Origin of the sequence: Pelagibacterium halotolerans (genome assembly GCF_044811015.1) — a bacterium.
GTDB classification, from domain to species: Bacteria; Pseudomonadota; Alphaproteobacteria; order Rhizobiales; family Devosiaceae; genus Pelagibacterium; species Pelagibacterium halotolerans_A.
The window spans coordinates 1,697,965-1,714,034 of the sequence record NZ_CP085243.1; the positions used below are offsets into that span (position 1 = coordinate 1,697,965).

Sequence of the window (16,070 nt, forward strand, 5' to 3'; positions counted from 1 at the left end):
AATAAACAGTTAGCTCTTGCGCTAAGTATTGCGCCATGATACTTAGCCTTATGGCTCAGTATTCACATACTCTCGACACGATCTTTCAGGCGCTCGCCGATCCGACCCGGCGGACGGTGCTGAAGCGGCTGGGCGCAGGCCCGGCGAGCATCAGCGATCTGGCCGAGCCGTTCGACATGGCCTTGCCCTCCTTTATGAAGCACATCCGCTGCCTCGAAGAAGGTGGCCTGATCCATACGCGGAAGGAAGGGCGCGTGCGTACGTGCACGATCAATACCGAGCAATTCGCCGCGGTTGAAGACTGGCTGTCGAATCAGCGTGCGATCTGGGAGGGCCGGACCGACCGGCTTGAGCAGTTCGTCACCGCCAAAGCCGAAAGAAAGGCGTAAATCATGACACAACCAGTTAATCCCGATCTCGACCTCACGATTTCCCGCATCATCCAGGCGCCCCGATCGGCGATCTGGAGCGCTTGGACCAACCCGGACCAATTCGCGCAATGGTGGGTACCCGCACCGGCGCTCTGCAAGGTCGAAGTGATGAACGTCCGTCCCGGTGGCGGGCTTGTCACAAAGATCAGCGAAGACGGCGGCGATTTCGGGCCGCACCTCGATGCATGCTTTCTTGCAGTAGACCCGGGCGAACGGATCGTCTTCACCAACGCGCTCATCGCCGGTTGGCGGCCTGCTGAGCAGCCCTTCATAACGGCGATCATCACGCTCGCGGACCATCCGGGCGGCACGGACTATTCCGCGCACGTCATGCACAAGAGCAATGCCGACCGTAATAAGCACGCCGAATTGGGCTTTTACGATGGCTGGGGAACCGTCATCGAACAACTCGCTGCGCTTGTCGAAAAACGGACTTAGGGCACTCTCAAGAATAACTGCGTCGGATCGCGCCGGATTTTTCTTGTCCGGCAAGGCGCGCGATGTCCCGCATATCCAGATATACGGGGCATCGCGCAACGCCGCCGGGCGAGAAAAAGACAAGCGAGGCGATGCGGGTATTCTTGAGAGTGTCCTTAGACGACAACTACGAGAGCGTCCGCCTCACCGCATCGGCCCAGCCCGCAAGCTTCACCCGCCGCGTTTCGGCGTCCATCGTCGGGGTAAACTGCCGGTCGACCGCCCAGCCCTTGGCGAATTCCTCCTGGTCGGGCCAGACACCAGCCGCCGAACCCGCCAGCCACGCCGCGCCGAGCACCGTGGTTTCGAGCATTTTAGGCCGGTCAACGGGTGCATCGAGAATATCGGCGAGGCATTGCATCGTCCAGTCGGACGCGACCATGCCACCATCGACCCGCAGGACCGTGCGGGCATCGCCGGATGCCCAGTCCTTGTGCATGGCTTCGAGAAGGTCGTGGGTCTGATAGCAGACCGATTCCAGCGCCGCGCGGGCAATCTCGGCCGCGCCCGAGGCTCGCGTTAGCCCAAAAATAGCACCGCGCGCATCCGGGTCCCACCAGGGCGCGCCGAGCCCTACGAAGGCAGGAACGAGGTACACCGACTGGTGCGGGTCCGATCGCCCGGCAAGCGCGCCAGTTTCCGCTGCAGACTTGATGATACCGAGTTCGTCGCGCAGCCACTGGACAGCCGCCCCGGCGATGAAGATCGAGCCTTCGAGCGCATAGGTTGTCGTCCCGCCGAGCCGGTAGGCGATGGTGGTCAAGAGCCTGTTCTTGGAAGGTACAAACTCCTCTCCGGTGTTGATCAGCGCAAAGCACCCCGTGCCGTATGTCGACTTGATCATTCCCGGCGCAAAACAGGCCTGCCCGATCACCGCAGCTTGTTGGTCTCCCGCCACCCCCCGGATGGGAACAGCAGCGCCGAACAGCGCCGGGTCGGTCTCCCCGAACGCATCCGCGCAATCGAGTACCTCGGGCAACATCGACTGGGGCACCCCGAGGATGGCGCATAACTCGTCGTCCCAGGCGTTCTCGCGGATGTTGTAGAGCAGGGTGCGACTGGCGTTGGTCGCATCGGTGACGTGCCTCTTGCCGCTGGTCAGGCGCCAGATCAGGAAGCTGTCGATGGTTCCGAAAGCAAGTTCGCCGCGCTCTGCCTTTTCGCGCGCGCCGTCAACCTCGTCGAGGAGGTACTTGACCTTTGTCCCGGCGAAATAGGGATCGACCAGAAGCCCGGTCTTTTCGGCGAATACCCGCTCGTGCCCGTCTGCGCGCAGCCGCTCGCAGATCGGCGCTGTGCGCCTGTCCTGCCAGACGATGGCGTTGTGTATCGGCTTGCCGGTCGTCCGATCCCAGACGACGACCGTCTCGCGCTGATTGGTGATCCCGAGCGCAGCCACCTCGTTCACCGACGCACCCGCCTTCTCGAGCGCAGACTTTACCGCCCAAACCGTCGTCTTCCAGATCTCCTCAGGGTCGTGCTCGACCCATCCCGAACGCGGAAAATGTTGGGTAAACTCGGTTTGCGCGGTGGCGACCGCATGCATCTTGCCATCGAACACCATGGCGCGTGTCGACGTTGTTCCCTGATCGATGGCGACGACATAAGCGGTCACGGCATTCTCCTCCCGGCGGCGATAACGAAACTGAACCGAAAACTATACGAAAGCGCCCGCCGGTCAATCACCGGCGCCTGCCTCAATCAGTTGCACACCGTGTTCGGCACACACAGCGCGCACCGCCCCGCTCGTGCAGCGGTCGGTGACGAAGGTCGAAATCTGACTCAGATGCGCGATCCGAACCGGCGCGGTGCGTTCGAATTTCGTGGCGTCGGCGGCGAGGATCACGTGACGGGCATTGGCGATGATCGCCTGAGCGACCTTCACCTCGCGAAAGTCGTAGTCAAGCAGCGCCCCGTCGTCGTCGATGGCCGAGGTGCCGATCACCGCATAATCCACCTTGAACTGGCGGATGAAATCCACCGCCGCCTCACCCACAATACCGCCATCCGAACCGCGCACCACACCACCGGCGATCACGACTTCGCAGTCTTTAAGTACACGCAAGCGATTGGCGACGTTGATGTTGTTGGTGATGACCATCAGCCCCTTGTGGCCCGCGAGCGCCTGCCCGACGGCCTCGGTCGTCGTGCCGATATTGATGAAAAGCGAGGCATTGTCGGGGATGAGCGTGGCCACCGCACGCCCGATCTGCGCCTTTTCCTCCGCCGCGATCTGGCGGCGGGCCTCATATTCGAGGTTCTCGATTCCCGATGGATAGAGCGCACCGCCATGGATGCGCATCAGGCGTCCGTCCGCGCACAAGGTATTGAGGTCCTTGCGGATCGTTTGCACCGAAACCCCGAACGTCTCGGCAAGCGCCTCTGCGGAAACCCGTCCCTCCGTGCGCGCGAGCGCAAGGATTTCGTCGTGCCGTGGATTGGGTGGCTGCATGGGGAGAAGTTTCGCTTTGTTTCGCTTCGAAACGCGAACTAGGCCATGATCGGGATAAAAGTACAAGCCGTGGATGCGCAGGAAACATTGGAAAAGCGGCACCCGTGTGCAGTTTGCAACGGAGGTTAACGCGATATTTACTATAAGTTCTCAACAGTCAGACTAGGCGAATCCATAAGAGATTGGCGCGATGTCGCGCCGGCGAACGGCCTGGCTTTGGGAATTTGCAATGGCGCGTACCGAACCACACAGCGACTGGCAGGAAACAGGCACCAAGTCTGGAACAAACGCCGAGTGGGAAAGCCTTCGAAACGAGCTCGTTGCCCTTCTCGACCAGGTCGAAGACCAGATCGGGTCTACCGGCCAGGTTTCCGTTCCCAGACCCTCTGCTCCCAAACCGTCCCCGCGTCAGACCGCACCGGTTGAAGAAAAAAAGTCGCGCCACGAAATGGCGCTACGTTCTGTACGGCATGCTGTCGACAAGCTGGCCGAACGCGGAGAACCGGCCGCCAATCCTTCCCGGTCCGACAGCGTAACCGATGCGATCAATCAGATTCGTGCGCGCCAGGGCCGGCAGACGCACGAAGCCGCACAGACCGCGCCGCGTGATATTCCGCCCCAGTCCGCCCCGCGCGCACCTGAACCCCAGGCGCTCTCGGCGCATGAATTGGCGGGATTTGCCGATGCCGTCTCCCGGCTCGGCGAGCGCATTACCGAATTCGAAGGCCGGATCTCCGAACGGTTCGACACGCTCGACCAGCAGGGTGACGTCGCAGGCCAAATCGCCCAATTGAGCGAAGTCATCGAGCTTTTAGCCAATGCGGTGGGTGAAAGCGGACAGGTCAAGCGGCTCGAAACGCAGATCGCGCAGCTTGCCGACGACGTCGTACGCGCGCACGCCCAGGGCCCGGATGCGATTGCCGCGCAGATCGAAGCGCTCGCCGACAGCATCGACAAGCTCGCAACCCATCAGGTCCAGAATGCGGGCCGCGACGCGCAGACCGAGGCCCGTCAGGCCGAGAGCATGCGCGTGATCGAAGAGAGCGTGCGTAATATCTACGACCGGATCGATGCGCTTGAGCACGCGCGCCCGGAAGGCTCTGCGGACTTTGAAAGGATGAGCCGCGACGTCGCCGCGCTCGCCGCGGCCATCGAAAGCAACACCGACGCCGAGGTTCTCGTTCATAAGATCGACGCGCTGGGCGCGCAGATCGCACGGCTCGAAACCGCGCCGGGGGACATGGGCGCGCTGCGCGAGGCGGTCACCGAGGCCATCGATCCCAGATTATCGGCGCTCGAAACGCGGATCGACGATCTGGGCACCCGGCTCGACACCAACACGACCGCGCCTCAGGACCTTTCCGAAATCGAAGCACAATTGCGCCACCTCTCCCAGCGGGTCGAGGAGACCAGCAGCGAACTGAAAGTGCTCGCGGGGCTCTATGAAGGCCACGAAGGTGGCACGGATGGGATCGATGTCGACGCGCTTGCGCGGGCGATTGCCGCCCATTCCCCGTCCCAGCCGGCATCCGAGGCGAGTGAAGGCATTGCCCGTGCCGACCTCCAGGCGCTCGAAACCCGGCTGGCCGGTTTGCTTGCACGCGAAACCGACGCAGGCGAACATAGGGATGAGCATCTTTCCGGTGTGAAGGATGGCATCGCTCAGGTCGATAGCCGGCTCGCACGGCTTGAAGCCATGCTCAACAGCAATCAGACAAAGGTTGCCGAAACCGAGACGGCACCGCAGCCGGAGCAACGTTCCCGGCGCATGGCCAGCGACATCATGCCGAATGACCCTGCTTCCGGTGCCAGCCGCAAGATCGAGCCGGCAGAGGCGCCGTTTTCCGCACTGTCGCAGGCTCCGCTTTCAAAGTCCGAACCCTTGATCCGCCCCGAACTCGCCAAGGACGCTCCGCGTCATGAGGCAGGGCCGACCTTTACGCTCGATCCCGAGCATGTCGAGCGTCCGAGGAAACCCGTGTCGCGCCTGGCCGCCGACCTTGCGGACGAAGCCCCAGAACGGGCAGATCGAGAGCCACCGCAGGAGGCCGACGATCCCTCGCCTGAACTTCAAAGCGCCAATGCCAGCCGTGCGAGCTTCATCGAAGCGGCGCGCCGTTCGGCCCGGCAGCATGCTTCCGAAGAGGAAAATGCCGAGCCCAAATCGCTGATCGGCCGGGCCCTGGCTCGCTTCCAGCGCTCAGAGGCAGCAACGGAGGACGCGGACGACACGCCCAAGGCTCGGGCTCCGAAGGTCGCGCCCGCCGAAGAACCGCAGCTTGAAGGGTTCGGCGGAATCGACGACGAAATCGACCCGGAAGATAGCCGTCCAGGCTTTATCGCCCGCAACAAGCGCGCGCTGCTTCTGGGCGCGGCACTGGTGGTCGTTCTCGGACTCACCGCGGCGCTCGTGATTTCGCGCGGCCCAGGCAACAGGGTGCCTGCATCCGAGCCCGCCCGAACCACGCAGTCCACGCCCGCGGAAACCACCGAAACACCGACCTCGGATGCGGGTGCCGGCAACACCCCTGCGCCCGGCAAGCCTACCGCCGCGCCCTCGGGAACCGGGGACGGTTCGCTGACGTCCAATGTCCGTGTGATTGAGCAGAACCCGGCACTCGCGAGTGGCCGGCCGGACATCGCCGCAATGATGGGCGATCTCGGCGTCGACACGACCGAAACCGCTGCAATCCAACCCGCTCCGGACCGTTATATCGACAGCGCCGATACCGGATCGCTCGCCGCAGAGCCGGTTGCGCTCTCCACCCTGCCACCGGTCGCGGTGCCTGAAGGCATCGAGCCTGCGCAATTGCGCGAGGCGGCCGAGGCCGGTGACATGCGGGCGCAATTCGAGGTCGGAGCGATCCTCACCGAGGGGCATGTCGTTGCACAGGATATCACCCAGGCCGCCGCCTGGTACGAGCGCGCCGCCGCGCAGGGCTTCGCCCCGGCGCAATACCGGCTCGGTAATCTTTACGAAAACGGCCAGGGCGTCGAGAAAGACCTTGAGCAGGCCCGGCTCTGGTACCAGCGGGCGGCCGAGGCGGGCAACCGTATGTCCATGCACAACCTCGCCTCGCTTTATGCGGGCGGGGAGCTTTCAAGCCAGGATTTCGAAGCCGCGGCGCACTGGTTCGAGGAAGCCGCTGCACGGGGGCTCACCGACAGCCAGTTCAATCTGGGCATGCTTTATGCGCGTGGACTCGGCGTGGAGCAGAGCTTTGAGAATTCCTACATCTGGTTCTCGCTCGCGGCCAAATCCGGGGATGAAGACGCCGCTGCCGCTCGCGACGACGTCGCGCGCTCGCTCGATGCCGACACCGTGCAGCGGCTTAACCAGACGATTGAAAGCTGGCTCCCGGTCGAGATCGATATGGCCGCAAATTTCGCGCCCATCGGGACCTGGGACGAAAATTTCGACCCCGGCCAGGAAATCGGTAATGCTGATGTCATCAAGCGCGTCCAGGAGCTTCTTGACAAACTGGGCTATGATGTCGGAACACCCGACGGCATAGTCGGTCCCTTGACGCGCGACGCGATCGCCGCGTTCGAAGAGGCCACCGGCATGAGTGAAAGCGGCCAAGTCAATCCGCGCCTGCTCGCCGTCCTGGGCAGTCAGCCGGTCTGATCGGACGAGTTGGATGAAGCGTGTCCAGAAACGGATACGCGACAAAACAAAGACTTGAGGGTCTCGGGCTGAGTGCAATTCAGCGCGACAGGCGCTCGTTACGAACCTGCATACGGGACGCGCCGCCGCCCTGTGATGCGTTTCTCATGGGCTGCCGGCAGTGCAAATCTATTTGCCTATCGCGGAAATCTCGGTCAACCTCTTCTTCCTCGTCGGAATTGGTGGCGCGATCGGATTTCTGTCGGGGCTGTTCGGTGTCGGCGGCGGTTTCCTCCTCACGCCATTGCTGATCTTTTCCGGCGTTCCCTCGCCGGTGGCCGTTGCCTCGGTGACCGGCCAGGTTGCCGCCGCCTCGACTTCGGGTGCGCTGTCGTACTGGCGGCGCGGTGGTATCGATCTGCAGCTTGCGATGTTCCTCGTCATGGGTGGCGTACTCGGCGCTGCGCTTGGCGTGTGGATCTTCGACCTGCTGCGCTTCCTCGGGCAACTCGACCTCGCGATTTCGCTCGGTTACCTCATTTTCCTCGGCTCCATCGGAACGCTGATGCTGATCGAGGCCGTGCGCTCGCTTATCCGTTCGCGCAAGGCCGGCCCGGTTCAGCGCCGCCTGCCCGGTCAGCACAATTGGGTGCACGGATTGCCACTGCGGATGCGGTTCAAGCGCTCCAAGCTTTACATCTCCGTGCTGCCGGTCATGGGCATCGGTTTTCTCATCGGCATTGTCGGCTCGCTCCTGGGCATTGGCGGGGGATTCATTCTGGTGCCCGCGCTCGTTTATATCCTGCGCGTTCCCGGCGCCGTGGTTATCGGCACTTCGCTTCTGCACGTCCTCGCGGTGATGGCGGTCACCTGTGTCCTGCACGCAACTCTCAACCAGAGCGTCGACATTCTGCTCGCGTTCAGCTTGATGGTGGGCAGCGTCGTGGGCGCGCAATTCGGCGCCTCGGCGGGTCAATACCTGCGCGGCGACCAATTGCGCGCGCTTTTGGCTCTCATCGTTCTGGGTGTGGCCATCCGGTTCGCGCTTTCGCTGCTCTTAACCCCGGAAGACCCCTTCTCCATGGCCGTCCTGAGCTTCGGAGAGTCGATATGACGGCGCGGCTCATTCTCATTCTCGTCGCAGCTTTAGCCTTTGCGAGGCCAGCGGGCGCACAAGGGGTGATCTTTGCCAGTTCCGATCCGATCGTCTCGATCACGTCGAACTTCTCGGGCGCGACCATCACCTTTTTCGGCAATATCGAACCCTCCATCGAGGGCACGATCGCGCAGGGCCCGTTCGACGTGGTCCTCGTCGTGCGCGGTCCGCTGGTCGATCGTGTGGTTCGGCGCAAGTCGCGGCAATTCGGCATCATGCTCAACGCCGACTATGCGCTTTATGAGCGTCTCCCCTCCTTCTACCGCGTGCTCTCAAGCCGGCCGGTCGAGGATATCATCGATCCCGCGATTATCGGCGAGCGGATCGTGACCGTTGAAGATCAGGTGGAGGGAACGCTGGCCGCATCAACGGGCAATGTGGCGCTTTTCAACCATGAAGCGATCCGGCTCATGGAAAGAGCGGACCTCTTCCGGACCGATGGCCGCGCCATCGCGTTCCTGTCGCCGACATTTTTCGCAACACGAGTGGGCTTGCCGGCCAATGTGCCCAATGGCCGCTTTCTGGCTCAGGTCTTCGTCGTCAAAAACGGCGAGATCGTCGCCGAGCGCAGCCAGAGTTTTTTCGTCGAAAAAACCGGCTTCGAGCGCTTTTTGGGCGATGCGGCGCACAACCAACCGTTCCTCTATGGCCTCGCCACTGTCCTGCTCGCGCTTTTGACCGGCTGGCTGGGCGGGGTTGTGTTCAGGCGGTAGATGCGAGGATCATGGCATGGGACTGATCAAAAGCTTTTCGACACTCACCGGCGCCGCCGCCCTTTTGGGACTGCTACCGTTCCTTGCGGGCCTATTCTTCGCTATCTTCCCCGCGCTCCTGCCGATCGATGCAGTGATCTACGAACGCGCCATGCTCGGCTATGGCGCAGCGATTCTTTCGTTCCTCGGCGGGGTGCGTTGGGGCGTCCGGCTTGGCAGCGGCGCGGGGTCGGAGTTGACCTATGTCGCCGGCATCCTTGGCTCGATCCTGGGCTTCATCACCATCCTGATGCCGCTGAATATCGGGCTCGGCATGCTGATCTTCGGTTTCCTGGTCTACGGCGCCTGGGACGTCTGGTCCGGCTACACCGGCGCGCTCCCCTCGGACTACGGCCGCATCCGCTCGGTGATGACGCTGTTTGTATGCCTGGTGCTGGTGATGATCATTCTGGTGCGGCTGGTTTAACCGTTCACCAGCCGCCCCGCACTCACCGGGTACACCCGCCCTCGCCCCAGCATCATCACCCGCATCTTCGAGCGGTCGATGAGCCCGTTGAACGCCGGCGACAACACGTTGAGGCTCCCCGTCGAGGCCCCATAAGCGGGCAAAATCATCACCTCATCGTCCCACACAAAGCACGCGCGCCGCGAGGATTTCCCGTTCATCGCCACGCGCGCCGCCGGATGAAGGTGCCCCGCGATCAGCCCGGGAATGCCCCGCCGCGGCTCGTGGGTCAGATGGCACCCTGCAACGCCAAGCTCGGCACAGCACGCCCCGCCCAGCGCGTGCGGTGCCGGGTCGTGGTTGCCCGATAGCCATGTCCATTCGGCCCGGTCGGTGAGGCTTTTGAGATGTGCGCGGTCGCCAGCAAGCAGCGTCGAGGTTCCTTCATCGCGATGAAAGCTGTCACCGAGCGCAAAGACCCGTTCCGCCCGCGTCAGCATCAGGTCGCGCTCGAGCCGCCGCAGCGTCATGCCCGTGTCGTAGGGCGGCAGAAGCTGACCGGTTCGGGCAAAGCTCGAATGCTTTTCGAGGTGCAGATCGGCAACGAGCAGCGCATTCAGTCGAGGCCAGTAGAGCGCCCCTGAGACAAGCGGCACGAACTCTGCACCGGCAAAGCGGATCGGCGAGGTCACCTCGTCCTCATCTCGCAGCAGCACGCTTGTCAATGTGCATGGCCTCCGCAATCAACTCGTCGGCGGCCTCGCGCAACACCGCTTCGCGCGCCTCGCCGAAAACCGGCTCCTTGCCGATGTCCAGCATTACCGGTACCGCAAGCGGAGAGATTCGGTCCAGCGGCTTATGCTGAATGTGCCGCCGGATGCGCCTGAGCGCCTGCCCCAGCCGCTCGATATCCAGGAGCCCTCGCGCCGCGTCGCGCCGGGTGGCCTCGATAAGGATATGGTCGGGCTCGTGCTGGTAGAGCACGTCGTAGATGATGTCCGAACTCATCGTCATCTGCCGCCCGGATTTCTCCTTGCCCGGATGCCGCCTTTCGATCAGCCCCGCAATGATCGCGCAATTACGGAAAGTCCGCTTCATGAGCGCCGACTCGTCGAGCCAGGCTTCGAGATCGTCACCCAGCATATCCTCGTCGAACAATTGGTCGAGCGAGAGCCGCCCGGTCCGGATCAGCCCGCCAATGTCGCTCGCGCACCAGATCGCCAGCGAATAGTCCGACGCCACGAACCCCAAAGGCTGCGCCCTTGCGCGTTCGAGCCGTCGTGTCAGCAGCATCCCGAGTGTCTGATGCGCCAGCCGCCCCTCGAACGGGTAGCAGACCATGTAGTATTTATCCGCGCGCGGAAACGTCTCCACGAGCAGGCTGTCCCGCCCCGGCAGCACCGAGACCGCGCGCTGGATTTCCAGCCATTCGCGCACCTGATCGGGCAGCACCCGCCAGCTTTCCGGGTCGGCCAATTGCCGCCGCACCCCGTCGGCGAGATAGGTCGAGAGCGGAAACTTCCCGCCCATGTAAGAGGGGATTTTCGGATTGTCCGAGAAGGCCCGGGATACATAGGCCTCCGTCTCCACCACCCCCTCGAAGGCAACAATCTCGCCGCCGAACATGAAGGTATCCCCGCGCACGAGCTGGTCGATGAAATATTCCTCGATCTGCCCCAGCATACGCCCGCCGCGCCCGATCGGCCCCGTCGTCGCACCCTTCTTGATCCCCCGCGCCCGCACAAGCCGCACCCTGAGCATGGGCTCCTCGACAATAGTCCCGATATTGAGCCTGTACTGCTGCGCAATCTGCGGGTTGGCGATCCTGAGCTTGCCATCCGGCGTTTTTCTCAACTTGGCGAACCGCTCATAGGCGCGGAGGGCGTATCCGCCCGTCGAGACGAAATCGAGCACCTTGTCGAACTTCTCCCGCGTCAGTTCACGGTAAGGCCAGGCCGATATGATCTCGGCAAACGTCTCATCCGGGTCGAGCGGCGCCGAGCACGCGAGTCCCAGAAGATGCTGCGCGAGCACATCGAGCCCGCCCGGCAGCGGCGTTTCGGAATCCTGCGCCCCAGCCGCCACGGCCTCCAGCGCCGCCTCGCATTCGAGCACCTCGAAGCGGTTGGCCGGCACGAACAGCGCCTTGGAAGGCTCATCCAATCTATGGTTCGCCCGCCCGATCCTTTGCAGCATCCGAGAAGCCCCCTTGGGCGCGCCGATCTGAACAACGAGGTCGACATCGCCCCAGTCGATGCCGAGGTCGAGCGTCGACGTGCACACCACTGCGCTCAGCCGCCCCGACACCATCGCGCTTTCCACCTTACGGCGCTGCTCGACCGAGAGCGAACCGTGGTGGAGCGCGATGGGCAGGCTGTCCTCGTTGATCGCCCAGAGGTTCTGGAACAGCATCTCAGCCTGCGAGCGGGTATTGACGAACAGGAGCGTCGTCCCGTGTTCCTTGATGATCCGGTAGAGATCCGGCACCGCATAGGCCGCTGAATGGCCCGCCCAGGGCAGCCTGTCCTCGCTCCTAAGAATAGAAAGCTCCGGCGTTGCGCCGCCCGGTGCGTTGAGCAGCACCGCCGGGCGCGGCGCCACCGGCGCGGCGATCCAGTCGCGCAATGTCTCGGGTTGGGCAACAGTCGCCGAGAGCGCGGTGACCTGCACCTGCGGCGCAAGCCGCGCCAGCCGCGAGACACCGAGCGAAAGAAGATCGCCGCGCTTGGACGTCACCAACGCGTGCAATTCATCGAGTACGATGCGCTTGAGCCCCCCGAAAAGCCGCACACTATCGGGATGGCTCAGAAGCAACGCAATCTGCTCGGGCGTCGTCATCAGGATATTGGGCGGGTCGAACCTTTGCCTCTGCCGCCGCGACGCGGGCGTATCGCCCGTCCGCGTCTCGACCTTGATCTTGAGCCCCATCTCGGCAATCGGGTCCGAAAGGTTCCGCGCCACGTCCACCGCCAGCGCCTTCAAGGGCGAGATATAGAGCGTATGGAGCCCCTCATGCGGTGCTTCGATCAGATCCTCGATAGAAGGCAGAAACCCCGCCAGCGTCTTGCCCGCGCCCGTCGGCGCGATCAACAGCACCGAATTGCCCGCCCGCTCGGCCTCGAGCACGGCCAATTGGTGTGGCCGAGCCCGCCAGCCCTTGGCCTTGAACCAGTCGGCAACGATCGGAGAAAGTTCAGACAAACGCTTCGCGCTCTTTGCAATGGACACGGTTTCGACCCATATGCGGGGACTATAATGGGAATCGAACAAGAGGACATGAGCTTGGCAGAGAGTTTTAAAACCCGCGAGCCCCGATCGCAGAACGGGCTCACCGCCTTGCTTGGCGATACGCCGGGCCGGGTCGTTGTCCGGCTGGTGCTTTTAAGCCTGTTCGTCGGCTTTCTGATGGCGCTTTTCGGTGTCAGTCCCCAGGACCTCCTGCGCGGTGCCGAGCGGATGGTGTCCGGCCTTTTCGACGACGGTTTCGCCTCTGTGCGACAGATCGCGGGCTACATCCTGACCGGCGCGATCATCGTCGTGCCCATCTGGATCGTCGCGCGCCTCCTCGCAATGGGCAAAAAACGCTGACGTTCCGGGAACTTCCGCCTACGGCAACCCGTTCCTGATGGGCACATGCAAATCAGGAGGACGGAACAATGACCGTTGCACGGGTAACCGAAATCTCGGCAACCTCGCCGACAAGCTTCGATGAGGCGGTCCAGCAAGGGATCGCGCGGGCATCTAAAACGCTGCGCGGGATGAAAAGCGCCTGGGTCAAGGACCAGAACGTCGAGATCGAAGACGGAAAAGTTGCCGCCTACCGCGTCAATCTCTCGGTCACCTTCGTCCTCGAGGACTAACTAGGTCCGTCTCCGCGAGCCATCCGGGTGATGGCAAGCGAGCCGCTTTGCCCTCGGCCAGCGACTCGTTTACACCCGGCTTGTCTTTGATTCTGGGGAATGGACCGCAATGCAGCCCGTCATCTTCATCACCGGCGCCACTTCGGGCTTCGGTCAGGCCACCGCCCGCAAATTCGCCTCCAACGGCTGGAAAGTCATCGCCACGGGCCGGCGTGCCGAACGGCTCAAGACGCTCGAAAACGAGTTCCCCGGCATCGTCCACGGCATTGTCATGGACCTCGTCGACAAGGCGAGCATCGACGCCGCCGTCGCAGCCATCCCTGAGGATTTCAAGCCGGTCACCTGTCTGTTCAACAATGGCGGGCTCGCACTCGGCACCCAGCCGATCCCCGATATCGACCCCGAGCAGTGGCGGACCATGGTGGAAACCAACATCATGGGGCTCCTGCATACCACGCTCGCCGTCCTGCCGCTCCTGCGCGAAACCGGCAAGGGTGCCTCGATCATCAGCACGGGCTCGATCGCCCGACGTTTCGCCTATGCCGGGGGTAACGTCTATGGCGCGACCAAAGCATTCGTGCACCAGTTCTCGATGAACCTCAGGACCGACCTTGCCGGCACCGGTATCCGCATCACCTCGCTCGAACCCGGCCATGCGAAATCCGAATTCACCGCCGTGCGCACGGGCGGGGATTTCGAGGCCAACGAGAAGATGTACGCCGACAACGATCCCCTGATGCCCGAAGATATCGCCGAGGCCGTTTGGTGGGTCGCGACCCTGCCAGATCACGTCAACATCAACGTCATGGAGATCATGCCGGTCTGCCAGGTCCCAATCCGGCCGGTGATCTTGAAGCGCGACGAATTCGAGAACTGACCCGGCCACGATTTCGTCTACAAAAGTGACGGTTAGCGGCTTCTTTACCCTAACCGTCATAGTCTCTGGAGCCACCAGAACGGTTTCCAGAGTATTAATCATGAAATTCCGCATCGCCACCCGTCTCTACATCATGGGCGCCATCGCGCTTGGGATGATGACCCTCGGGACGCTTTTCAGCGTCGTCAACACGCAGAACCGGCTCGTCGAAGAGCGCAAGACCATGCTCACGGCGATGACCGACAGCGCGGTTTCCATCATCGAGTCCTATGCAGGTCTCGCCGATGCGGGAACGCTCTCGGAGGCGGAGGCCCAGCTTCAGGCGCTCGAGACTATCCGAGCCATGCGCTATAATGAATCGGACTATCTGTGGATCAACGACATGACCCCAGTGATGGTCATGCATCCCATCAAGCCCGAGCTCGACGGCCAGAACCTCTCAGCGATAGAGGACCCCAACGGCAAGCGTCTGTTTATGGCTTTCGTCGACGCCGTGCGGCAAAATGGAGCGGGTTTTGTCGACTATATGTGGCCCAAGCCCGGCAGCGACCAACCTCAGCCTAAACTTTCCTACGTCAAAGGCACCGACTGGGGCTGGATCGTTGGCACCGGCGTTTATACCGACGACCTCGCCGCGATGTTTTGGGACAATGTCATGCTGCTCGGCGCCGCGCTGATTGCCGGGTTCATCGCCATGGGCGCCGCCGCTTATGTCATCACCCGCTCGATCACCAAGCCGGTCAACGCCCTGACCACCGCCATGGGCAAGCTTGCCCAAGGCGATAACTCAGTCGACATCCCAGGTACCAAGGCGGGCGATGAAGTCGGAGACATGGCCCGCGCCGTGCTGGTCTTCAAGCAGGCGGCGATCGACAAACAGGCGATTGAAGCCGAGGCGGCCGCAACCCGTCAGCAGCGCGAAGCCGAACGCACCGCGACCGAACAGGAGCGCGCCGCCGCCCAGGCTGAGAAGGAGCGCGAGGCGCAAAGCGACATGGTCGTCGTCGAGAGCATTTCGGACGGCCTCTCGGCACTGGCATCGGGCGATCTCACCTACCGGATCACGACGGCATTCCCCGAGAAAGCGCAGCGCATCAAGGACGATTTCAACCGCACCGCCGAAACGCTGAGCGACGTCGTCTCACGGCTGCGGACCACGTCGCGGGCGCTCAAATCCGCCACCGGTGAAATCCTCGCTGGCGCCAACGACCTCTCCGAGCGCACAACCAGGCAGGCCGCTACCATTGAGCAAACCTCCGCGGCGATGGATCAGTTGACCAATGCGGTCACGGCCAACGCCGACAAGGCCCAGGAAGCCTATGCGGGCAGTCAGACCGCCGCAAAGCTTGCCGATGAAGGCGGTACCACAATGCAGGCGGCGACAAGCGCAATGGAGCGAATTACGGCCTCCTCCTCGCAGATTTCCAACATCATCGGCATGATCGACGACATTGCCTTCCAGACAAATCTCCTGGCTCTGAATGCCTCGGTCGAAGCCGCCCGCGCGGGTGAAGCCGGCAAGGGCTTCGCCGTCGTCGCCATCGAGGTGCGCCGCCTCGCGCAGTCGGCCGCCGATGCCTCGGCCGAGGTCAAGGCCCTTGTCGAAAAGAGCGGCGGAGAAGTCGCGGACGGTTCTAAACTGGTTGCTGAGGCGGCGGCCAAGCTTGGGGACATTCTCGAAGCCGTACAATCGAACGCCAAACTGATGCAGGGCATTTCGGAAGCCAACCGCGAACAGACCGACGCCATCCGCGAAGTCAGCACCGCCATTCGCCAGATGGACGAAATGACCCAGCACAACGCCGCGCTGGTTGAAGAGACCAACGCCGCGATCGAGCAGACTGAGGCACAGGCAAGCGAACTCGACGGGATCGTCGAAGTGTTCAGCATTGATGGCACCAGCGCCAGTGGCAGGATCAAGCCTGCAGTAGAACCGGTCTCCAGTTCCAAAGCGCCACCGCCCAAAACCACACAAGCGGCAAGAGCCTATCTCTCGGACGGCGGTGCGGCAATCGACGCGGACTGGGCCGAGTTCTAATGACAGCGTAGTCA

The 16,070-nt window shown here is 62.8% G+C and carries 14 protein-coding genes; 10 read left to right on the forward strand and 4 right to left on the reverse strand.

What is annotated here, in order from left to right:
* The first annotated feature begins 50 nt into the window (after positions 1–50).
* Positions 51–389, forward strand: a complete 339-nt coding sequence (locus tag LG281_RS08435) for an ArsR/SmtB family transcription factor (protein ID WP_404406256.1) — start codon at positions 51–53, stop codon at positions 387–389.
* A 3-nt stretch (positions 390–392) separates the two neighbouring features.
* Positions 393–869, forward strand: a complete 477-nt coding sequence (locus tag LG281_RS08440) for an SRPBCC family protein (protein WP_404406258.1) — start codon at positions 393–395, stop codon at positions 867–869.
* 166 nt (positions 870–1,035) lie between these two features.
* Here the strand turns inward: LG281_RS08440 and glpK are convergent, their stop codons facing one another.
* On the reverse strand, positions 1,036–2,523 hold the full coding sequence (glpK, locus tag LG281_RS08445; RefSeq protein ID WP_404406260.1) for a glycerol kinase GlpK: 1,488 nt from the start codon (positions 2,521–2,523) through the stop codon (positions 1,036–1,038).
* A 63-nt stretch (positions 2,524–2,586) separates the two neighbouring features.
* Entirely contained in the window at positions 2,587–3,360 is a 774-nt protein-coding gene (locus LG281_RS08450) for a DeoR/GlpR family DNA-binding transcription regulator (RefSeq protein WP_404406262.1), read from the reverse strand.
* 229 nt (positions 3,361–3,589) lie between these two features.
* On the opposite strand from LG281_RS08450, the gene LG281_RS08455 reads away from it, so the two are divergent.
* From LG281_RS08455 to LG281_RS08470, 4 genes are all read left to right on the forward strand, one after another.
* Entirely contained in the window at positions 3,590–6,988 is a 3,399-nt protein-coding gene (locus LG281_RS08455; RefSeq protein WP_404406264.1) for a peptidoglycan-binding protein, read from the forward strand.
* Positions 6,989–7,148: 160 nt separating this feature from the next.
* On the forward strand, positions 7,149–8,081 hold the full coding sequence (locus tag LG281_RS08460) for a sulfite exporter TauE/SafE family protein (RefSeq protein ID WP_404406266.1): 933 nt from the start codon (positions 7,149–7,151) through the stop codon (positions 8,079–8,081).
* Positions 8,078–8,836, forward strand: coding sequence for a TIGR02186 family protein (locus LG281_RS08465; protein ID WP_404406268.1), 759 nt, complete (start codon positions 8,078–8,080; stop codon positions 8,834–8,836). Before LG281_RS08460 ends, LG281_RS08465 begins: the two co-directional genes overlap by 4 nt.
* A 16-nt stretch (positions 8,837–8,852) precedes the next feature.
* Positions 8,853–9,302 carry a DUF3429 domain-containing protein gene (locus tag LG281_RS08470; protein ID WP_404406270.1) on the forward strand — a complete coding sequence of 150 codons (450 nt, stop codon included), beginning with the start codon at positions 8,853–8,855 and terminating at the stop codon, positions 9,300–9,302.
* On the opposite strand, the gene pdeM is transcribed toward LG281_RS08470, so the two are convergent.
* Positions 9,299–9,997, reverse strand: coding sequence for a ligase-associated DNA damage response endonuclease PdeM (gene pdeM / locus LG281_RS08475; RefSeq protein ID WP_404406673.1), 699 nt, complete (start codon positions 9,995–9,997; stop codon positions 9,299–9,301). The two genes, LG281_RS08470 and pdeM, sit on opposite strands and share 4 nt — an antisense overlap.
* Entirely contained in the window at positions 9,981–12,482 is a 2,502-nt protein-coding gene (locus LG281_RS08480; protein WP_404406272.1) for a ligase-associated DNA damage response DEXH box helicase, read from the reverse strand. Before LG281_RS08480 ends, pdeM begins: the two co-directional genes overlap by 17 nt.
* A gap of 54 nt (positions 12,483–12,536) precedes the next feature.
* On the opposite strand from LG281_RS08480, the gene LG281_RS08485 reads away from it, so the two are divergent.
* From LG281_RS08485 to LG281_RS08500, 4 genes are all read left to right on the forward strand, one after another.
* Positions 12,537–12,869, forward strand: a complete 333-nt coding sequence (locus tag LG281_RS08485; protein ID WP_404406274.1) for a DUF6460 domain-containing protein — start codon at positions 12,537–12,539, stop codon at positions 12,867–12,869.
* A gap of 68 nt (positions 12,870–12,937) precedes the next feature.
* Complete coding sequence (locus LG281_RS08490; protein ID WP_404406276.1) at positions 12,938–13,141, forward strand: dodecin family protein; 204 nt, start codon at positions 12,938–12,940, stop codon at positions 13,139–13,141.
* 109 nt (positions 13,142–13,250) lie between these two features.
* Positions 13,251–14,018: an SDR family NAD(P)-dependent oxidoreductase gene (locus LG281_RS08495; RefSeq protein WP_404406278.1), complete on the forward strand. Its 768-nt coding sequence runs from the start codon at positions 13,251–13,253 to the stop codon at positions 14,016–14,018.
* A 100-nt stretch (positions 14,019–14,118) separates the two neighbouring features.
* Positions 14,119–16,056, forward strand: a complete 1,938-nt coding sequence (locus LG281_RS08500; RefSeq protein ID WP_404406280.1) for a methyl-accepting chemotaxis protein — start codon at positions 14,119–14,121, stop codon at positions 16,054–16,056.
* The last annotated feature ends 14 nt before the right edge of the window (positions 16,057–16,070 follow it).